Raw genomic sequence first — 22017 nt, forward strand, 5'->3', positions numbered from 1 at the left:
TACATTCAATCTCAGGTCAAGGGTTAAAAACAGTTCGCAGAAATCTATTATAATCTAAAATTATCTTATAAAATCTCAAGCATGGATAAGTGATTAGTGAAGATAGGTGAGGCAGCTCGTTTACTTGGTACAGACCCAATAACACTACGGAAATCGGAAAATACAGGTGAGCTGCTTCCTGCCAGAAAGACCAAAGGCGGAGCTCGTTACTACGACGTGTCTGAATTGATGGGCTACAGTAACGAAGCTGCGCCTACGCTTTGCTATTGCAGAGTATCCGGTCACGACCAAAAGCCAGACTTAGACAGGCAGCAAGAGTGACTGGAAGCCTGCTGTTCTGCAAAAGGTTGGCGAACTCAGGTTATACGAAAAAATGCTTGAGACTTTGCGAGATGTTGTTAGCTCACAAGATTGAACTCAGCCCGACAAAACAACAAGCCGATTATCTTGATAGAGCTTGTGGTTCTCGTCGTCATGCGTTCAATCAACTGTTAGCCCATTTCAATAAAGAAGGCGTTAAATGGTCAAAGAAGGCTGCGAATGAAAAATACCAGGAACTCAGGCTTGAGTTTCCCTGGTATGCCGAAGTCAGCCAACGTGTCACCAGGAACACAATCGACGATCTTCATGACGCCTTTACTCACTTCTTTCGTCGGGTGAAGAAAGGAGAAAAAGCAGGTTATCCAAGATTCAAGAAGCGAGGACTACACGACAGTTTTTCTCTCAGAGAAAAACCCAAGTTTGATGTTGATGGCAGAACACTTCGCATTGAGAAACTGAAAACCCGCATCAAGATGCGCCAGGAGCTGAGGTTCACAGGAACACCCTGTCAGGTGACGATCAGTAAGCGAGCCGGAAAGTATTTCGCTTCTATTTTGGTAGACACTCAGGATTACGACCTAAAAGCACAAAGCAATGAGTCTGTGGGCGTTGATTTTGGCATCAAAGATTTAGCTATTTGTTCGAATGGCAAAACCTTTGCTGCTAATCAGAAACTGAAAGGCTCTCTGAAACGCCTTAACAGGAAACAGAGGGCGTTAAGCCGCAAAACAAAGGGAAACAACCGCTATGTGAAAGCCAAGCGAGCGGTTGCCAAACTGCATTACCGGATAAGTAACCAGCGATCAGCCGTACTACATGAGGTAAGTGATTATCTGACGTCAAGATTCAAAATAATCACCCTCGAAAATCTGAATGTCAAAGGCATGGTAAAAAACCGCAAACTGGCAAGAGCAATCAGTGACGCAGGTTTCGGTAAGCTGAGAGAACTGGTTGAATACAAGGCAGAGCTGCGAGGATGTCAGGTTGTGATTGCAGATCGGTTCTTTCCCAGCTCGAAGAAATGTGCAGTTCATACTTGCGACTACATAAATGACAATCTCACCCTGTCTGATCGTGAGTGGCGGTGTCCAAAATGTAAAACTCTGCATGATAGGGATTACAGTGCGAGTTTGAACCTTGATAATTACGGTCGAGACAGGTTACAGCTCGACGGGGTCGCCCAGACCCTAAACCCTACGCAAGAGTGGAGTTAGACACGATTCGTCGTGCATCCATGTCGACGGCGTAGATAAGTCTACATAATTACAGATTATGTTAGATTTTTAGTAGCGGATGACATTCCCCGCTTGCATGAAAGCATCACTCATAATGAGAAGGTTTTTTCTTTGTTCGATCGTCATACCGAATGGATCAGCAACGGTAAGGCTGTAACCCCTGTAGAGCTTGGCCTCAGAGTCTGCGTATTACAGGATCAGTTTGGCTTTACCCTGCATCATCTGGTCATGGAAAAACAGACGGACGACCAAGTGACTGTACCTATTGCGGAAGGTGCCAAACAGCGTTTTCCCCAGGTATCACAAGTCAGTTATGACAGGGGTTTCTGGTCAAAAGAAAACTCGGTCATAAAATCTGACATAATCTGTAATTATCCAGACTTATCTACGCCGCCACCATGGATACACGACGAATCGCGTATAACCCCACTCTCGCGTAGGCTGTCCCGGTAAAGCCTGCACAGACGTTGGCTCTTTACTCTGGGCATCCTGCTGCTGGTTAACCGGCAACCGGAACGGCCTTCCGACACGATCTCGAAGTCTTACCGCCTCTTCAAATACGGTGTGCACATCTTGACTCATATTGGCCAGCAGGCCAGTGTCAAAAGGCTCCCAATCCAGCCCCCGGGCAACATCAGCACAGGCTTTTTCCAATGAGGCGACCATGGATGTCCCTGAACCATGTTGCAACAGCCTCTTTTAAACGAGGGGGTGAATCACTCAGGCTATAGATTCAACAATATGGCCAGAGAGGCTATGACCCCCAAAGCATTGGTCACTGGGGTTGTTTCCGCTGATGAAGTGGAAACCGGGCTGTTACTGAAAGTCATATTGGTAACAGAAGCAGAGGATTAAGGCTCTGTCGTGCAAACAGCTGAGTCAAAGTAGAACTGACCCTCAACGTTGGTCAGTCCAGTCAAAGCAGTGGCTTTGGAATCATTGATGGGAGTCCAGCTATTCACGATCTGGCAAAGTGTCGGTGCACTGGTCGTTGCCGGGCCGACGGTTGAACTCTCGGTTCTTTGGCACTCACCTGCCAGTGGCAATGGATCAACGGCTTTCAGGGGGAAATCTTCGTTGTCTACTTTCCACAAAGTCATTCCCCCAAAGCGGTTACAGGCCAGTGCCAGATCAAGCTTGTCATCGATAGTTAAAGCTGTCGTTGTGACTCCGATAATGTTACCAGCCATATTAATGAGAGGCGCTTTGCTATAGGCAGACGAGGAGAGACCCTTTAAAGCGAACCCTCCACTTCGGGTTTTAATTCCTGTACGAATTTCGCCACGTGTCTTGCCTTTATTGTCAATAACAACACTGTTTCTGAAGATATTAATATTGCTTCCGGATCCAATTGCAATCTGAGCCAATTCCGAGATTTTGCCCTGGAATGTGTTACCAATTATTTCGAGTTTGTTTGACAGGTTATTGATGTTGCGAAGATTAATGAATATTGCTTTCTCGGGAATCATACTGAGTTTTGTTGTGCGGATGGTTTTACCAATGACGTAGTTATTAGCGAAACGTAAGCCCGGGCTCGGGAGCGGGAGCAAATCACTGGTGGATGCATCCAGATTCGCAGAACAATTAATGTTAACTGCGGCCCGGACAGGGAGATAAAAAACGTTGTTCTCTATAGATAATGTCCGGCTATAGCAGTTTGTGTGGACAATAGCGTCAGTTTGAGTATCTGGATTAACTCCGGTTGGCTGGAAAGTAATGTGTCTTATATGATTGGTTAATGTTTCTCCAAAATTGAATTCGTCATCGTAGTGAACGCCAACCCCGATCATGTATCTACTTGTAAAGTTATCATGAAGCTTGATAACAATTTCAAAACCGTCATCAGCAGCCCCGATGATGTCCTGACCGTTCTTCAACGTTATTGCATTGGCGATAAGATATTCAACAATGGGCTTACCTGTCACGGGGGCAACGGTTGGAGAAGTTGTTTTGGAGGAAAGCAAGATAACAGTGTTCTCGGGAATCTGTTCTATCAACTCACTTAAATCATATGCGGGGTCGGCACTGAGGACAACGCACTGTCGTCCGCTAACAAGATCACTGTATTGGTTAAGCCGTTGAGTAACCCCTACCGTTTGACCTATGAGAGCGTCGCATAATACCGTTGGAGGGAAAGTTGCAGTAGTAGGAGCTTCAGTAGCATTGGTGCTTGAACCATCGGCAATGGATGTAGCGGTATTTACCGGGCAAGCATCACTGTACGACAAGTCCAATGCATCCAGAAATTCTGTTCGCGCAGAGCAATTGGCTGTTAACACACGTGGGTCGGCTTTTTGGCAAAGAAGCTGATTATTGGCGACAGATTCAGTATTCACTTTAGTGCCATCGACATAGCTGTTCACCGCCGTGGTGTTGGCAACCGTTCCACCATTTAACCTCCCCCCCCCGATGTCGGCGCGTGCAAGTTTACCCGAGGTTTCGACCCTGCTGTTCACTGCCGTGGTGTTGGCAACCGTTCCTATAACGTATCCCCCTCCGATGCCGGCGTCTGCATAATCATCCGAGGTTGTGACATGGCTGTTCACCGCCGTGGTGTTGGCAACCGTTCCTCCAGCTCTAACGAACCCCCCCCCGATGCCGGCGTATGCAACTTTACCCGCGGTTTTGACCCTGCTGTTCACCGCCGTGGTGTTGGCAACCGTTCCTGAAACGTACCCACCCCCGATGCCGGCGTCTGCATAAACATCCGAGGTTGTGACATTGCTGTTCACCGCCATGGTGTTGGCAACCGTTCCTGCCTTGTCAACCTGGCCCCCCCCTATACCGGCGCATGCACTCTGACCCGTGGTTTCGACCGTGCTGTTCACCGCCGTGATGTTTGTAACCATTCCTCCACCGTCAACCACGCCCGCCCCAATGCCAGCGTGTGCATTGTCACCCGAGGTCGAAACATGCACATTTTCGGCCCGGATATTACTGACTGTGCCAGTATCATCAACAACACAGGCTGCTAACCCAGTCGGCTTCCCGGAATTTTTTATATTGGCACGAGTAAACTGAAGGTCACTGATGCTGCCTTTCAGAGTGTCAACAAAACAGTTAGACAGGCCGCTGATGGTACGGCACTGCCCATCGTAATCGCCGGTGAATGGATGGGTAACATTGCCAATGGATTGATAGTCTTTAGTGACAACAATATCCGCTATCTGTTGATAGGTACCGTTTAGTGGATGGTCGCGAAGTCGGCCAATCTTGCCCAGGTCTTTTGCATCATTAATCTTTATGGGTGTTGATGCTGTAGTGGCTGTTGATGCTGTAGTGGCTGTTGGTGCTGTAGCGGCTGTTGATGCTGTAGTGGCTGTTGGTGCTGTAGCGGCTGTTGATGCTGTAGTGGATGTTGACTCTTTAGCGGCTGTTGGCACTGTAGCATTATTTACCGGGCAAGCATCACTGTACGACAAGTCCAATGCACCCAGAAATTCGGTTCGCGCAGAGCAATTGGCTGTTAACACCCGTGGGTCGGCTTTTTGGCAAAGAAGCTGATCATTGGCGACAGATCCAATATTCACTTTATTGCCATCGACATAGCTGTTCACCGCCGTGGTGTTGGCAACCGTTCCTCCACGGGAAACCATGCCCACCCCGATGTCGGCGTGTGCATATTTACCCGAGGTTTCGACCGTGCTGTCCACCGCCGCGGTGTTGGCAACCGTTCCTGCCTGGTCAACCAAGCCCCCCCCGATGCCGACGTGTGCATGTTTACCCGAGGTTTCGACCGTGCTGTCCACCGCCGTGGTGTTGGTAACCGTTCCTAAAACGTACCCACCCCCGATGCCGACGTGTGCATAATTACCCGAGGTTGTGACATTGCTGTTCAGCGCCGTGGTGTTGGCAACCGTTCCTCCATATAAAACCCCCGCCCCGATGCCGGCATCTGCATAATCATCCGAGGTTGTGACATTGCTGTTCACCGCCATGGTGTTGGCAACCGTTCCTCCAGCGTTAACCTTGCCCCCCCCGATGCCGGCGTTTGCAAGTTTACCCGAGGTTGTGACCCTGCTGTTCACCGCCATAGTGTTGGCAACCGTTCCTCCATCTAAAACCGCCCCCCCCCCGGTGCCGGCGTTTGCAATCCCGCCCGAGGTTTTGACCCTGCTGTTCACCGCCGTGGTGTTGGCAACCGTTCCTAAAACGTACCCCCCCCCGATGCCGGCGTCTGCATTCCAACCCGAGGTACCGACCGTGCTGTTCACCGCCATGGTGTTGGTAATCATTCCTCCACCGTCAACCACCCCCGCCCCAATGCCGACGTGTGCATTGTCACCCGAGGTGGAAATATGCACATTTTCGGCCCGGATATCACTGACTGTGCCATCGGCAGTACAGGCTGCCAACCCGGTCGTCTTCGCTGAATTTATATGGGTATCAGTAAAGCCAAGGTGACTGATGTTGCCTTGTTTCAGAGTATCAACTAAACAGTCAGACAGGCCGCTGATGGTACGGCACTGCCCATCGTAATCGCCGGTGAATGGATGGGTAGCATTGCCAATGGATTGATAGTCTTTAGTGACAACAATATCTGCTGTCTGTTGATAGGTACCGTCCAGTGGATAGTCGGGATGTCGGCCAATCTTGCCCAGGGTTTCTGCATCATTAATCTTTATGGGTGTTGATGCTGTAGTGGCTGTTGATGCTGTAGTGGGTGTTGACTCTTTAGCGGCTGTTGACGCTGTTGACGCTGTAGTGGGTGTTGACTCTTTAGCGGCTGTTGGCTCTATAACCGCTGTTGACGCTGTAGTGGGTGTTGACTCTTTAGCGGCTGTTGGCTCTATAGCCGCTGTTGACGCTGTAGTGGGTGTTGATGCTGTAGCGGCATTTACCGGACAAACCGATAAATCCAACGCATCCCGAAATTCAGTTCTCGGAGAGCAATAGGCTGTTAACACACGTAGGTCTGCTTTTTGGCATAAAAGCTGATCATAGGTGATAGTTCCAAGATTCTTTTTATTGCCATTGACAAAGCTGTTCACTGCCTTGGTTTTGTCAACCGTTCCGGAAACCTGGCCCCCCCCGATGTCGGCGTCTGCATGGTCACCCGAGGTTGTAACATGGCTGTTCACCGCAGTGGTGTGGGCAACCGTTCCTTCATTGTAAACCAGCCCCCCCCCGATGCCGACGTCTGCATGGTCACCCGAGGTTGTAACATGGCTGTACACCGCCGTGGTGTTGGCAACCATTCCTTTAACCACTCCCCCCCCGATGCCGGCTTTTGCATATCTACCCTCGGTTTTGACATTGCTGTACACCGCCGTGGTGTTGGCAACCATTCCTAAAACCCCCCCACCTCCGATGCCGCCGAATGAACCATAACCCGAGGTTGTGACACGGCTGTTCACCGCCATGGTGTTGCCAACCGTTCCGTCAACCCGCCCACCCCCAATGCCGCCTTCTGCACGCCAACCCAGGGTTTCGACTCTGCTGCTCAACGCTGTGGTGTTGTCAACCTTTCCTCCCCTTTTAACTCCCCCGATGCCGGCCATTCCATTCTTACCCGAGGTTTCGACCCTGCTGTTCATCGCTGTGGTGTTGGCAACCGTTCCGTCAACCCCCCGATGCCGGCGTATGCACGTTCACCCTTGGTTGTGACATGGCTGTTCACCGCCGTGGTGTTGGCAACCGTTCCTCCAGCTCTAACCTGCCCCCCGATGCCGGCGAATGAACCATAACCCGAGGTTGTGACATGGCTGTTCACCGCCGTGGTGTTGGCAACCGTTCCTCCAGCTTTAACCTCCCCCCACCGATGCCGGCGTCTGCAAGCCAATCCACGGTTTCGACCGTGCTGTTCACCGCCATGATGTTGGCAACCATTCCTTTAACCCGCCCCCCCCCGATGCCGGCGTCTGCATAGTGACCCCTGTTGACAATATGAACATCTTTCGCCCGGATATTACTGACTGTGCCAGTACCATCAACAACACAGGCTGCTAACCCGGTCGGCCTCGCGGAATATTTTATATTGGCACGAGTAAACTGAAGGTCACTGATGCTGCCTTTCAGAATGTCAACAAAACAGTCAGACAGGCCGCTGATGGTACGGCACTGCCCATCGTACTTCCCGGTGAATGGGCCCAAGAATGTGCCCCAGGTGGATATGCCAATGGGTTTATGGTCTTTATTGACAACAATATCCGCTGTCTGTTGATACGTACCGTTCAGTGGATAGTTGGGATTTCGGCCAATCTTGCCCAAGTCTTCTGCATCATTAATCTCTATGGGGGCTGTTGACGCTGTAGTGGGTGTAGATTGAGTGGTCAGAGCCAGTAACAGAAATACAGGAGCGATGAACAGGACCGAATAGTGCCGCAACTTAATCATTTTCAGGACTCCTCGGAAAAGTCGATAGGAAGCCTAGTCGCTGTGTTTATAGTTTTCCATTAATAGGTTTAAGGTGTTGCAAGAAAATAGATGGATCTTTTTGTCAATCCTCTCTTTAGTGCTGCTACTCAGGGTATTAGCCATGACTCCTGAGCCGTTCATATACAGGGCAAGGGCGCTGCAACAGCCTCTTTTAAACGAGGGGTTGAATCAGCTCAGGCTATAGATTCAACAATATGGCCAGAGAGGCTATGACCCCCAAATGAGCAGGCTAAATTTCAATCAAAAAATTTTGGCTGTTGTCTGCTGAATCAGATTATTTGTGGGTTTACGGGCAGGCACTATTTACATGATCTAACCTTTCTCTCTGGAAACCACAATGCAAGGATAGAATTATTAGACGTTCACTCTCTGCGGCACCGCTGTTAATTCTACTGTTGCTCTCTGTCGTCTGTCAGGCAGAACCGTGGACAGGACGTTTTACTGTTGAGTTTGGAAAAGATGCAGGCCGTCCAAACCATGGCTTTTATATAAAGTCTGACCTGATTAAATTGCCAGACAACCCATCAGACATTACCGATGCAAACCACTTTGCAGGATCGGTTGAAAAACGACACAGACCTTACGGTTACATAATTAAAGCGGCCATTATTGAGTCGATTTCGTGGCAATGGCTTTATGCCTCGAATCTGCTGGTTGCTTTCGAAATACCCCTGATCACCAAAGACAATCCTCTAAGCTCTGGCCCTGATTCGTGGCCACCGTTAGAAGCGCTTGTCGCTATCAGTTGGTTTTTAAAAAGCTATTGGAGCCCTGATTCCTCTGTGTTCAAGCCAATTGAACAACAGGCAGCCTCTCTGTTGACACAGGGAGATTTTCCGTTTTCGATCATCGCTGCGATGTTTGGCTCTGGAGACAATCCGCAACAGTATCCACCATCAGAATCATCCGGCCAGCGAGTCCCGGCAGCCAGCATCCAGGTTACAGGTTATTTCACTAACCTTTTGAATTCTGGCTCTGGCGACGGTAACGGAGGCTCTCAAAAAGACTCACATACACTGGGTTTAGATTGTTTCGTCTATCCCTGTCGTGGCGTTTGTCGATACCAACCATCATCGGTTAGCGGAGGACTCGTTGAATGGCCACTGAAGTCCGAAGAAAGTTCAACTTCAGGCCCGGTCGCCTATACAAATGACACCGCCGGATCATGGGTTTATGACTGGGTGAGGTTCGATAGCCAGCCTTTCATCACGAGTGATTTTGAGGTCTTTAATGAGAGGCTTGATCCACAGTGTATTCTCGAAGAAGACGAGATGTTCATTACGCTTGACCAATCAGAGATACAACCGACAACCAGTGAATTATTCCGATTGGATCAGAGCCAACATCATCCTTCCGGGACAGGAAAATTAAAAGCCAGAGCTGACAGTGAACAAACAGCCTGTAACGCAATAATAATCGGAGAAGATGGCAAGCTGCGGCCATGCGAGAAAGTCTGCAGTAATGCTCGTGCCCTGTCATCTCATAGAAGCAAATACCACACTGGGCAAAAAACCTGTCAGACGATCCTGGTCGAAGAGGATGGTCAGCAGCGAATTTGCGGGACGGTTTGCAAGAATGCTCGTGCCCTGTCATTTCATAGAGACAAATACCATACCAGGCAACGAATCTGTGACGTAACAGGGATCAGGAAGAATGGCCAGCCTGAGCTGTGCGGGACGGTCTGCAAGAATAGTAAAGCTCTCTGGAATCACAAAAGAAAAAAGCACTTCGAGCAGAAAACCTGCGAACTGACATTGGTCAGGGAGGATGGCCAACAGCAGCAATGTGGGAAAATCTTCAAAAATGCCAAAGCCCTGTCAGATCACAAAAGAAGAATCCATGACGGGCAACAAAGATGTAGCGAGACTGTGCTCGGGGAGAATGGCCAGCAGAGGTCATGCGGGACAATTAGCAAGAATTCTAAAGCTCTGTCAACTCACAAAAGAAGAGCCCATACCAAACAAGTAACCTGCGACGTCAAATTGGTCGGAAAAAATGGCAAACCGCGGTTATGCGGGAAGGTCTGCATAAATGCTCTGTATCTCTCGATTCACAAAAGTAAAGCCCACGGCGGCCAAAGAATCTGTGACGCGACTCTGATCGGAGAGGATGGCCAACTGCAACCCTGCGGAGCGGTCTGCAAAAATCCCGGAGCGCTGTCATCTCACAAAAGTGGGCACCACAGCGGAAAAAAAACCTGTGACCTGCCACTGATTGGGGCGGATGGTCAGCCTCAACCATGCGGGAAGGTCTGCAAGCATGCTAAAGCCCTGACGGATCACAAAAGAAAAGAGCACAGCAGACAACAAACCTGTGACGCGACAGTGGTCGGGAAAGATGGCCAACAGAAGCCATGCGGGAAGATCTGCAAGAATGCTTATGCTCTCTCGGGGCACAAAAGAAAACATCAAAAACGCAAGCCCGTTAATGTGGACGAGAGTGATGATCTCAGCCTTCAAAAAATAAAGTGAATAAGTAATGATCCTTTCAGATATCCGTCCTTTCATGGGGTTTTTCCCGGTGTAACCTTTGGCTTTTAGCAAAGAAACACGCTTACTTTATTGATCTAATACCAAGCGTGCTTTCTAACTCCCGTGATGAGCATGGAGGTTTGAGCCTTAAGACAAGGCGGCGTGAGGAGTCATAGCCTTAGCTATGGCGACGATCGCCAACGCAGGATTAAGGCTCAAATCTTCAGCGCAATAGGGAGTTAGAAAGTTCGATTGGTATAACCTTCCTCTCTGTAAACCAGAATGCAGGGATAGAATTATTAAACGCGTACTCTCTGAGGCTCTACTGTTACTTCTTATTTCGACATCTGTCGTCTATCAGGCAGAACCGAGAACAGAACGCTTTACTGTTGAGTTCGAAAAGAATGCAGGCAACCCAAACCATAGCTTTGCTATAAAGCGCGAACTGAATACATTACCGGGCAAACCTTCAGATATTGCCAACACAGAGTGCTATGCAGGATCAGGTGAAAAACGACACAGACCTGACGGTTACGGAGTTAAAACAACCATTATTATTGAGTCGATTTCCTGGCAATGGCTTTATGCTACGAATCTGCTGGTTGCTTACGAACTGATCCTGATCACCAAAGACCATCTCCTAAGCTCAAACCCTGATTCATGGCTACCGGTAGAAGCGGTTGTCACTGTTGGCTGGCTTTTTAAAAGTTATTGGAACTTCGATTCCTCCCTGCTCAAGCCGATTGAACAACAGGCAGCATCTATGTTGACACATAGCAATCTCCCGTTTGCGATCATCACCGCAATGTTTGGCTCTGGAGACAATCCACAAGATTACCCGCCATCAGAACCATCCGGCCGACGAGTCCCGGCAGCTACCACCCACGGCTCTTTCACCAACCCAATGCATACTGGCTCTGGCAACGGTAATGGCGGCCCTCAACAACACTCACATACTCTGGGTTTAAATTGTTTCGTCCTTCCCTGTCATGGCATTTGTAAATTCCGACCATCACCCGATAGCATAGAACTGGAGGAATGGCTGCTGAATGTCGTGGAAAGTTCAACAAACCACACAGAAGCAACACCCGGGCAAAACTCATGCCCCCATTTGGCTAATGGACACTGCTTTAGTTGCCTGGATCATTTTAATCTTGGTGAACCCTTTGAGCTACAGCAGCATAACATTGACAGCCATGCAGCCAATAGCGACAACCCTTTAGAAAAGGTCGCCCCCGACTCAATGAGAGCATGGGCAGCTCATACGGCTGACGCTACCGTGCCACTCATTGATGAAGAATCAGAGTCCTGGAATGGCTTTTTTCCTCCCGGTGGGACGCCTCCCGAAGTAGCTAAACATTGCCAACAATCCCTTTCAGATGGCAAAAAAGTCTGTGACGTCAAATTGGTCGGGGAGGATGGTCAGCCGCAACCATTTGGAAAGGTCTGCATGAATGCCAATACCCTGTCCCATTACAGAAGAACCAATCATACCTCGCAAGAAACCTGTATTGTCAGAGTGATCGGGAAGGACGGCCAGCCGCGGCCATGCGGAGAGGTCTGTAAAAATGCTCGTGCCCTGTCTTCTCACAAAAGCAGAAAGCACTCCAGGCAACAAACCTGTGACGAAGCAGTGGTCGGGAAGGATGGCCAGCTGCGCCGATGCGGAGCCGTCTGCAAGGATGCTCGAGTCCTGTCGGATCACAAAAGCAGAGAGCACGCGGGGCAACGAATCTGTGGTATGCCAGTGACCGGAGAAGATGGCCAGCGACGACCATGCGGAAAGGTCTGCAAGAGTGCCCGAACCATGTCTTCTCACAAAAGCAGATACCACAGGGGGCTAGAAACCTGCGAAGTAACACGGGTCGGTGAGGATGGCCAACCGCGACTATGCGGGACAGTCTGCAGGAATGCTCAGGCTCTGTCGGATCACAAAAGAAGAGATCATAGTGGCCAACAAACCTGCAGTCTGCCAGTAGTCGGGAAGGATGGCCAGCAGCGACAATGCGGGAAAATCTGTAAGAATGCTCAAGCCCTGTCGGATCACAAAACCAGATACCACTCCGGGCAAAAAACCTGTGACGTAACAGTGATCGCAGAGGATGACCAACCGCAGCCATGCGGGAAGGTCTGCGATAATACCCAAGCCCTGTCAGAGCACAAAAGAAAACATCGAAAACGCAAGCCTTTTGACATGGATCAGGATTAACAGAAGGTTTTTAACAGAAAAACACGCTTATTTTCTTGATCTATCCTTCCTCTCATAAACCAGAATACAAGGATAGAATTATTAAACGCTCACTCTCTGAGGCACCGCTGTTACTTCTACTATTGATATCTGTCGTCTGTCTGGCAGAACCTTGTACAGAACGTTTTACTGTGGAGTTTGAAAAGAATACAGGCTGCCCAAGCCATAGCTTTTCTATAAAGCACGAACCGAATACATTACCGGGCAATCCATCAGATATTGTCGACACAGACGGCTACGCAGGATCAGATAAAAAACGACACAGACATTACGGTTACAGACTCAGAACCACTACCATTGAGTCGATTTCGTGGCAATGGCTTTATGCCACCAATCTACTGGTTGCTTACGAACTGATCCTCATCACCAAAGGCAATCCTCTGAACTCGAACCCTGATTTATGGCTACCGGTGGAAGTGTTTATTGCTGTCGGCTGGCTTTTAATAAGCCATTGGAACCCCGATCCCTTCCTCTTTCTGTTTAACCCAATTGAACAACAGGCAGCCTCTGTATTGAAACAGGAAAATTTTGCGTTTGCGATCATCACTGCGATGTTTGGCACTGGAAAAAATCCACAACAGCACCCGCCATCAGAACAATCCGGCCAGCGAGTCCCGGCAGCGAGCACCCAGATTACGGGCTATTTCTCCAGCCTGCTGTATTCTGGCTCTGGCGACGATAACGGAGGTCCTCAACTGAACTCGCACACTTTGAGTTTAAATTGTTTCGTCCATCCTTGTCGTGGCATTTGTAGATTCCGACCATCACCCGGTAACACAGAGCCACCTGAAAGGCTGCTGAATACCGTGGAATGTTCAATGGGTCACACACAGGCAACACCCGCACAAAGCTCATGTCCCCATTTGGCTGATGGACACTGCTTTAGTTGCATAGATCATCTTGATTCTGGTCAACTATTTGAGCTAAAGGTGCATGACATTGATGGCCATCCGGCTAATAGCAGTAACCCTATAGAAGGGGTCGCTTCAGAAAGGATCGCCCCGGGCCAAATGAGTCCATGGGCAACTCATACAGCTGACGCTACCGGACCACTCAATGATGGATCAATAAACGGGAATAGCTATCTTCCTTTCGCAAGAACGACACATTGTCAAAAATCCCTCTCAGATCAGCAAAGAATCTGTGACGTCAAACTGGTCGGAGAAGATGGCCAGCCTCGACTGTGCGGGAGGATCTGCAAGAATGCAAATACCCTGTTGGCTCATAAAAGGGGATACCACAGCGGACAAAAAAGCTGCGACCAGACACTGGTCGCAGAGGATGGCCAACAGCGGCCATGCGGGAAAGTCTGCAAGAATGCTCAAGCCCTGGCGGATCACAAAAAAAGAGACCATAGCGGGCAACAATCCTGTAATCTGTCAGTAGTCGGGATGGATGGCCAGCAGCGGACATGCGGTAGAGTCTGCAAAAACATGAAGGCTCTAATGAATCACAAAAGAGCTGCCCACACTGGACCACAAACCTGTGACTTAACCGTGCCAGAGAAAGATGGTCAGCCACGACCATGCGGTAAGCTCTGCAAGAATGCTCAAGCCCTGTCGGATCACAAAAGAAGAGACCATAGCAAGCAACAATCCTGTGGTCTGTCAGTAGTCGGGGTGGATGGCCAGCAGCGGACATGCGGGAGAATCTGCAGAAGTACCCAGGCTCTGATGTCTCACAAAAGAGTTGCCCACACTGGACCACAAATCTGTGACTTAACCGTGGCAGAGAAGGGTGGTCAGCCCCGGCCATGTGGAAAGCTCTGCAAGAATGCTCAAGCCCTGTCGGATCACAAAAGCAGATACCATTCCGGGCAACAAACCTGTTATGTAACCATAACCGGGGAGGATGGCCAGCAACAATTATGCGCAAGGGTCTGCAAGAGTGCTCGAGCCCTGTCTTCTCACAAAAGCAGATACCACTCCGGGCAACAAACCTGCGGAACAATACTGGTTGGGGAAGATGGCCTGCAGCGGCCATGTGGCGCAGTCTGCAAGAATGCTCAAGCCCTTTTGGACCACAAAAGAAGAGAACATACCGGGCAACAAACCTGCACTCTGTCAATAATCGAGAAAGATGGCCTGCAGCGACCATGCGGGAAGATCTGCAAGAGTTCTCTGGCCCTGGTATATCACAAAAGAATCTTCCACTCCGGTCAAAAAACCTGTGACGTGAACGTAGTTGGAGGAGATGGCCTGTCAAGGCCATGCGGGAAGATCTGCAAGAATGCTCAAGCCCTGTCTTATCACAAAAGCAGACACCACTGCGGGCAAAAAACCTGCTACATAAAAATGACCGGGGAAGATGGCCAACAACAACTATGCGGAAAGATCTGCAAGAATTCTCGAGTCCTGTCATATCACAAAAGCAGATACCACTTCGGGCAACAAACCTGTGAACAGACAGTGGTCGGGGAGGATGGCCAGCGCTGGCCTTGCGGAAAGGTCTGCAAGAATGCTCAAACCCTCACGAATCACAAAAGAATACATCGAAAGCACAAGCCAGATGATGTGGACCAGGAATAGCAGAAGGTTTTAAACACAAAACACCCTTGTTTTCTTGATCTATCTTTCCTCTCTGTAAACCAGAATACAAGGATATAATTATTAAACGCTCACTCTCTTCGGCATCGCTGTTACTTCAACTGTTGCTGTGTGTCGTCTGTCAGGCAGAACCGTGGACAGAACATTTTACTGTTGAGTTTGAAAAGATTGCAGGCTACCCGATCCAAGGTTTTTCTATAAAATGCGATCCGAATACATTGCCTGGCAAGCCGTCAGGCATTGCCGATACAGACGGCTATGCAGGATCAGATGAAAAACGACACAGACCATACGGTTACAGAGTTAAAACGACCATTACTGAGTCGATTTCGTGGCAATGGCTCTATGTCACGAATCTGCTGGTTGTTTACGAACTGACCCTGATTACCAAAGACAATCCTCTAAGCTCCAGCCCTGATTCATGGCCACCGGTAGAAGCGGTTGTCGCTCTCGGCTGGCTTTTAAAAAGCTATTGGAACCCCGATTCCTTCCTCTTCCTGTTTAACCCAATTAAACAACAGGCAGCATCTGTATTGAAAAAGGAAAATTTTGCGTTTGCGATCATCACTGCGATGTTTGGCTCTGGAGACAATCCACAACAGTACCCGTCATCAGAATCATCAGGCCAGCGAGTCCCGGCAGCGAGCACCCACATTACGGGTTATTTCACCAACCTGCTGTATTCTGGCTTTGGGGACGGTAACCGAGGCCCTCAACAACACTCCCATACTTTAGGTTTAAATTGTTTCGTCTATCCCTGTCATGGCGCTTGCAGACTCCGTACAACACCTTATAGCACAGAGCAAGCTGAATGGCTGCTGAATACCATAGAAAGTTCAACAGGTCAGACAGAAGCAACACCCGGGCAAAGCTCATGCCTCCATTTGGATACTGGCCACTGCTTCAGTTGCATAGATCATTTTAATTCTGGTCAACTATTCGAGCTACAGGCGCATGAGATGAATGGTAATCCAGCTAATAGCGACAACCCTTTAGAAGGAGTCGCCATAGAAGAAGTCGTCATAGAAGGGACCATCCCGGACTGGGTCGCCCCGGGCTCACTGAATGCATTGGCAGCCCAGGTAGCTGACGCTACAGGACCACTCAATTATGTTGGATCATTGCCCAGGTATGGTTTTTTTCCTCCCATAGGAATGCCTCCCTCTGGAACTGCAGATTTACAACAATCCCTGTCAGATCACCAAAAAACCTGTAATGTCACAGTGATCGGGAGGGATGGCCAGTCATATCTGTGCGGGATAGTCTGCAACAGCACCCAACATCTCTCAACTCACAAAAACAAGGCCCATACTGAGCAACACATTTGTGACCTCAAGGTGGTCGGGGAGGATGGCCAGCCGAAACTATGCGGAATGATCTGCAAGAACGTCGCGGCTCTATGGGAGCACAGAAGCAAATACCACAGAGGGCGACAAACCTGTGACATAATCGAAACCGGCGAGGATGGCCAGCATCGGCCATGCGGGAAGGTTTGCAAGAATGCACAAACCCTGTCGTGTCACAAAAAGAGATGCCACAGCGGGCAAAAAGCCTGTGACGTGATAGTGGTCGGGGAAGATGGCCAGCGTCGGCCATGCGGGAAGGTCTGCAAGCATATCCAAGCCCTGTCGTATCATAAAAGAAGGGAACACACCGGGCAACAAACCTGTGACATGACAGTGATTGGGAAAGATGGCCAGCTGCGGCCATGCGGAAAGATTTACATGAATGCTGATAGCCTTTGGCATCACAAAAGAAATATCCACACTGCGCAACAAAAATGTGATATCAAAGTGGATGGAGAATACGGCCAGCCAAGGCCATGCGGGAGAGTCTGTAAGAATGTTCAAGCCCTCTCGGAACACAAAAGAAGCGCACACACACGGCAAAGAAACTGTGACGTGCCCTTAGTCGGGAAGAATGGTCAGCCGCAACCATGCGGGCGGCTCTGCCTGAGTGCTAAAAAATTGGCAGATCACAAAAGAATAGCCCACACCGGACAGCAAACCTGTGAAGTGACTGTGGCCGGGGAGGACAACCAACTGCGGCCATGCGGGACGGTGTGCAAGAATGTTCAAGCTCTGATAATTCACAAAAGCAAATACCACAGGAAGGAGAAAACCTTCGACTAGGAGCCTGACCGAGAATAGCGCCCGTAGCGAGGACGGCAGAAAATTGAGGATGAAAATTCGGTTTTGTGAGGAGAATAGCGAGCTATTTGACGAACAAAAGCGGATTTTCAGACCGATTTGCTGCCGCCGCACGACTGCATGGATGCAGGAGCTAGAGCAACGCAGGAGCAGTTGCCGCGTAGGGCAGTCTATTCTCGGTCAGGCTCCTAGGAGCCCGGTCGCAGAGAATGGCCAACCGGGGGCGAGGGTGGCGAAAAAACGCAGACCTGCTGATGTGGATCAGAACGATGACCTTAGCCCTAAAAAATAAATTGGATGAGTAATGATCTGGTCTGAAATCCGGCCATTCGTGAGGTTGTTCCCAGTGCAACTCAACTTTTAACAGAAGTTTTTAAAAGAATAATACGCTTATTTTCTTGATCTATCCTTCCACTTCTGTAACCCAGAATGCAAGGACAGATTTATTAAACACTCATGCTTTGTCGCACTGCTGCTGTCGGTACCTATGGTCTGTCAGCCCGAAACCTTGACAAGACGCTTTATTTTTGAGCTTCAGCAGGATACAGGTTTTCTAAAACAGAACTTTTCTATAAAGTCTGTCCGGCATATATGGCCGGGCAGCCCGTCAGACATTGTCGACACCAATGGCTACCCAGGATCAGATTCTCAGCCTGATGACACACGACACAGACCTGGCGGTTACAGAGTTAAAACGACCATTACCAATTCGATTTCGTGGCAATGGCTTTATGCCACAAATCTGCCGGTTGCATACGAACTGATCCTGACCTCTAAAAACGCCCCTTTGAGCTCCAGTCCTTATTCATGGCCACCAGTGGAATTGTTTATCGCTTTCGGCTGGTATTTAAAAAACTATTGGTGCCCGGATTCAAAGCTGTTTAGCCCCATAGAACAACAAGAGACGTCGCCGACCCTGACACGGCTAGTTCAACTGTTTGCTGCCATCACTACCATGTTTAGCTCCGAACACAACGCACAACAATATCAGCCATCAGGATCATCGGGGCAGCAAGCCTCACAAACCACTTCCCTTATTACAAACTCTTTCACTCTTCTGCTGAATACTGATTATCGTGACGGTAGCGATTACCCCAAAGGCGACCTGCATACTTTAGGTTTCAATTGTTTCGTCCATCCCTGTCGTGGCGTTTGTCGATTCCGATCATCATCCAATAGCAGAGGGCCTGCTGAATTACCGCTGAATTCTGAAGAAAATTCAACAGACGACACAGAATTAATACCCGGACAAAGCTCGTGCCCTCATTTGGCCACCGGATACTGCTTTAGTTGTCTGGTTCAAACTGATCCTTTAAACACTGCAGATATCCAACAAAACTCGCCTTTCGAAACATTGATTCAGTTCCAATACGATTCTGACCCATTATTTATGCCAGAGATTTGTAGCATTGACGGTGTCCCGACCCATAACTGCAAACCTATAGATAGGGTCGCCTCAGACGGGGCCGCCTCAGACGGGATCGCCTCGGACTCAACAGGTGAAGGAAAAGCTTATACAATAGACCCTGTCGGATGCACTAACAGTGTCGTCAGAATAGACGGAGAGGATGGCCAGCAGCGACCATGCAAAATGCTCTGCAAGAATGTCTGGAGCTTTTCGGTTCAAAATTACAGAGCCCAAAGCAAAAAAAAAACCTGTGAGGAGATCGTCATCGGATGGGATCTCCAGTTGCAGCCATGCGGGGTGGTCTGCAAGACTTCTAAAAGTCTGGCGCTCCACAAAAGAAAAGAGCACACCGGACAACAAGTCTGTGACGCAATCGTTGTCGAGGAAGATGGCCAGCAGCGGCCATGCGGAAAGGTCTTCAGAAATGTTCACACCCTGCTGAATCACAGAAGCAGAATCCACTCCGGGCAAAAAAACTGCGACCTAACAATCATCGGGGAGGATGGGCAGCAGAGGACATGCGGGGCTGTCTGCAAGAATGCTCGAGCATTTTGGGATCACAAAAGCAAAGCCCACTCCAAACAAAAAATCTGTGACGCGGCAATCCTCGAAAAGAATGGTCAGCTGCGGCCATGCGGGACTGTCTGCAAGAATATTCGAGCCTTTTGGGATCACAAATACAAAATCCACACCGGGCAAAAAACCTGTGACGTGACCGTGACCTCGGAGGATGACCAGCCGCGGCCATGCGGAGCAGTCTGTAAGAATTCTCAAGTTTTGTCGGACCACAAAAGGAGTGTGCATAGCAGCCCAAAAATCTGTGACGTAACAGTGGTTGGGGCGGATGGCCAATCACAGCCATGCGGAAAGGCCTGCAAGAGTGTCGGCGATCTGGCGAATCACAAAAGAAAACATCGAAACAACAAGCCCGTTGGTAATAAGCAGGAGAATGATCATGGTCCTTGATACAGGCCCCACCCTTTCATAAGATTTTGCCCGATGCAGCCTTTGACCTTTAACAGAGTTTTTTTAGCCAAAGGTCTTTGACACAAAAACACGCTTATTTTCTTGATCTATCCTTTCTGTCTGTAAACCAGAATGCAAGGATAGAATTATTAAACATTCACTCACTGCAACACTCCTGTTGATGCTACTGTCGTTGTCCTTCGTCATCCAGGCCAGACCTCTGACAAGACTTTTTATTGTCGAGTTTGAACAGGATACAGGCTTTCCAAAACAGAACTTTTCTGTAAAGCCTGATCGGCATACATTGCCAGAGAACATGCCAAATCTTGCTGGGACAAGCGGGTATGCAGAACCAGTTCCGCCCCCTGACAACAAACGACAAAAGACTGACAGCTACAGGCTACGAACCACCTTTGCAGAGTCGGTTTTATGGCAATTACTTTACACCACTCAACTGCTGGTTGGTTACGAGCTGATCCTGATGAGCAAAGGTACCTCCCCATGCTCTGGCTCTGATTCATGGATACCTGTAAAAGCGGTTGTCGCTGTCTGCTGGCTTATTAAAAGCTATTGGAACCCCGGCTCCCCCCTGTTTAATACGATTGGACAACAGGAGACAACATTTATGCTGGCGCAGTCAGATCATCCGTTTGCGATCATCACTGCGATGTATGGCTCCGGGAATAACCAACAACACCAGCCACCAGCATCATCCGGCCAGAGAGCCCCAGAGACAACTATCCACCATAGAGGCTCTTTCATAAGCCCTATATATTCTGACTCTAACGACAGTAACAGAAACCCTCAACAACACTCACACACTTTAGATTTAAATTGCTTCGTCAATCCCTGTAATGGCATTTGTAGATTCAGACCAGCATTCGTTAGTAGAGAACTCGCTAAGTCGACACTAAAAACTCATTCCCAACAAAACCAGCCCTTCGAAACATTGAATTATCCCCCTCCTATCAGACTCCAATATGCTTCTGGCCACCCCTTTCAGCCACAGGCGCATCAACCGCAGACCAATGGCATTGATGGCAATCCGATAAATAACTGCAACAATTCACCCTCAATGGCTACATGGCCCGCATATACTGACCACACGAGACCACTGAACGATAATGCAGGAACGCTTCGGTATACGCCTGTCACTAATGATGACTTGGTTATAGTCAACGGGTTGCTCAATCTGGGTGCTCATAGCCATCCAGAAGCAATCGGGACTTCCTTTAGACTCAATCCTTTAACACCTCCAGTGGAGACATCAGAAACACAACAAACAACAGGATCACCCCAGTTGGATCAAAACCCACCCCATCTTTCCCAGACAGATACAATGCGGGCAATAAACAGCAGGCAAGTAACCTGCGGCGCAACTTTGGTAGGGGACGACGGTCAGGAGCGACAATGCGGGAAGATCTTAAAGAATTCTAATGCTCTGACGGACCACAGAAAAAGAAACCACAGCGGAAAAAAAGTTTGTGACGTAACCTTGTTCCCAGAGGGTGGCCAGCAACAACCGTGCGGGATAGTCTTCAGGAATGCTCAAGTCTTGGTGGACCATAAAAGGAGACACCACGGTGGGCAAAAAATCTGTGATGTAATCGTGTTCGGGAGGGACGGTCAGCAGCGGCCATGCGGGAAAGTCTTCAAGAATGGTCAAACCTTGTACTATCACAAAAGAAAAGACCACAGCGGAGAAAAAAGATGTGATATGACAGTGGTCAGGGAGGATGGCCAGCTGCAACTATGTGGGACAGTCTGCAAGAACGTTCTGGTCCTTAAGAATCACAAAAAAAGAGACCACAGCAGACAAGAAATCTGTCAGGAAACCGTGATCGGGAAGGGTGGCCAGCCGCAACCATGTGGGATCATCTGCAACAATGCGCCGTCTCTATCGCTTCACAGGAGAAGACACCACACAGGGCAACAAACCTGTGACCTGATCATTGTTGGGGAGGATGGCCAGCCGCAGCGTTGCGGGACGGTCTGCAAGAATGCACCATCCCTGTCGGTTCACAAAAGCAGATACCACACAGGGCCACAAGCCTGTAACCTGACTGTAGTCGGGAAGAATGGGCAGCCGCGGCCATGCGGAAAAGTTTGCAAGAATGCTCGAGCCCTGTATGACCACAAAAAAACACATCGCAAACGCGAGCCTGTTGATGAGAAGCAGAACAATGAAATCGGTCCTTGATCTGACACTCTTTTCGTGAAGTTCTGCCCTGCGTGCCTCGGGTTTACAGCAGAGTTTTTTTTAATGAAGATCTCTGATCGAAAAACAAGCTTAT

The 22017-nt window shown here is 49.2% G+C and carries 12 protein-coding genes and 1 pseudogene; 10 read left to right on the forward strand and 3 right to left on the reverse strand.

Annotated features, from left to right (window positions below):
* Positions 1-96: 96 nt before the first annotated feature.
* From P6910_RS21200 to P6910_RS21210, 3 genes and pseudogenes are all read left to right on the forward strand, one after another.
* Complete coding sequence (locus tag P6910_RS21200) at positions 97-321, forward strand: recombinase family protein (RefSeq protein WP_317143248.1); 225 nt, start codon at positions 97-99, stop codon at positions 319-321.
* Positions 322-392: 71 nt separating this feature from the next.
* Positions 393-1535, forward strand: coding sequence for an RNA-guided endonuclease TnpB family protein (locus tag P6910_RS21205; RefSeq protein WP_317143249.1), 1143 nt, complete (start codon positions 393-395; stop codon positions 1533-1535).
* A gap of 99 nt (positions 1536-1634) precedes the next feature.
* Positions 1635-1898 (forward strand): annotated as a pseudogene (locus P6910_RS21210) (ISNCY family transposase); the annotation flags it as partial.
* Between the two features lie 39 nt (positions 1899-1937).
* Here P6910_RS21210 and P6910_RS21215 read toward each other — a convergent pair.
* Positions 1938-2222, reverse strand: coding sequence for a hypothetical protein (locus P6910_RS21215; RefSeq protein WP_317146601.1), 285 nt, complete (start codon positions 2220-2222; stop codon positions 1938-1940).
* A 15-nt stretch (positions 2223-2237) separates the two neighbouring features.
* Here P6910_RS21215 and P6910_RS21220 point away from each other — a divergent pair, with 15 nt between their 5' ends.
* A complete protein-coding gene (locus P6910_RS21220; RefSeq protein WP_317143250.1) occupies positions 2238-2411 on the forward strand; it encodes a hypothetical protein in 174 nt (57 codons plus the stop codon).
* Here the strand turns inward: P6910_RS21220 and P6910_RS21225 are convergent.
* The gene (locus tag P6910_RS21225; protein ID WP_317143251.1) at positions 2408-7093 is read right to left on the reverse strand and encodes a hypothetical protein; all 4686 of its coding nucleotides are present in this window, start codon (positions 7091-7093) and stop codon (positions 2408-2410) included. The genes P6910_RS21220 and P6910_RS21225 overlap by 4 nt on opposite strands.
* Positions 7094-7265: 172 nt before the next feature.
* Positions 7266-7892 carry a hypothetical protein gene (locus tag P6910_RS21230; protein ID WP_317143252.1) on the reverse strand — a complete coding sequence of 209 codons (627 nt, stop codon included), beginning with the start codon at positions 7890-7892 and terminating at the stop codon, positions 7266-7268.
* 437 nt (positions 7893-8329) lie between these two features.
* Here P6910_RS21230 and P6910_RS21235 point away from each other — a divergent pair, with 437 nt between their 5' ends.
* The 6 genes from P6910_RS21235 to P6910_RS21260 all read left to right on the forward strand — a co-directional run bounded on the left by P6910_RS21235 (position 8330) and on the right by P6910_RS21260 (position 21923).
* A complete protein-coding gene (locus P6910_RS21235; RefSeq protein WP_317143253.1) occupies positions 8330-10405 on the forward strand; it encodes a hypothetical protein in 2076 nt (691 codons plus the stop codon).
* A gap of 763 nt (positions 10406-11168) precedes the next feature.
* Complete coding sequence (locus P6910_RS21240) at positions 11169-12614, forward strand: hypothetical protein (protein ID WP_317143254.1); 1446 nt, start codon at positions 11169-11171, stop codon at positions 12612-12614.
* A 35-nt stretch (positions 12615-12649) separates the two neighbouring features.
* The gene (locus tag P6910_RS21245) at positions 12650-15181 is read left to right on the forward strand and encodes a hypothetical protein (protein WP_317143255.1); all 2532 of its coding nucleotides are present in this window, start codon (positions 12650-12652) and stop codon (positions 15179-15181) included.
* A gap of 236 nt (positions 15182-15417) precedes the next feature.
* Entirely contained in the window at positions 15418-17331 is a 1914-nt protein-coding gene (locus P6910_RS21250) for a hypothetical protein (RefSeq protein WP_317143256.1), read from the forward strand.
* Positions 17332-17836: 505 nt separating this feature from the next.
* Complete coding sequence (locus P6910_RS21255; RefSeq protein ID WP_317143257.1) at positions 17837-19723, forward strand: hypothetical protein; 1887 nt, start codon at positions 17837-17839, stop codon at positions 19721-19723.
* A 181-nt stretch (positions 19724-19904) separates the two neighbouring features.
* A complete protein-coding gene (locus P6910_RS21260; protein ID WP_317143258.1) occupies positions 19905-21923 on the forward strand; it encodes a hypothetical protein in 2019 nt (672 codons plus the stop codon).
* Positions 21924-22017: the final 94 nt, after the last annotated feature.

It is taken from the genome of Endozoicomonas sp. 8E, assembly GCF_032883915.1.
GTDB lineage: Bacteria > Pseudomonadota > Gammaproteobacteria > Pseudomonadales > Endozoicomonadaceae > Endozoicomonas_A.

Excerpts from the sequence above, each read along its gene's own strand:
- P6910_RS21205 (WP_317143249.1), top strand. The coding sequence starts at position 393 with ATGTTGTTAGCTCACAAGATTGAACTCAGCCCGACAAAACAACAAGCC.
- P6910_RS21215 (WP_317146601.1), bottom strand. The coding sequence starts at position 2,222 with ATGGTCGCCTCATTGGAAAAAGCCTGTGCTGATGTTGCCCGGGGGCTG.
- P6910_RS21220 (WP_317143250.1), top strand. The coding sequence starts at position 2,238 with ATGTTGCAACAGCCTCTTTTAAACGAGGGGGTGAATCACTCAGGCTAT.
- P6910_RS21225 (WP_317143251.1), bottom strand. The coding sequence starts at position 7,093 with ATGAACAGCAGGGTCGAAACCTCGGGTAAGAATGGAATGGCCGGCATC.
- P6910_RS21230 (WP_317143252.1), bottom strand. The coding sequence starts at position 7,892 with ATGATTAAGTTGCGGCACTATTCGGTCCTGTTCATCGCTCCTGTATTT.
- P6910_RS21240 (WP_317143254.1), top strand. The coding sequence starts at position 11,169 with ATGTTGACACATAGCAATCTCCCGTTTGCGATCATCACCGCAATGTTT.
- P6910_RS21255 (WP_317143257.1), top strand. The coding sequence starts at position 17,837 with ATGGTCTGTCAGCCCGAAACCTTGACAAGACGCTTTATTTTTGAGCTT.
- P6910_RS21260 (WP_317143258.1), top strand. The coding sequence starts at position 19,905 with ATGCTACTGTCGTTGTCCTTCGTCATCCAGGCCAGACCTCTGACAAGA.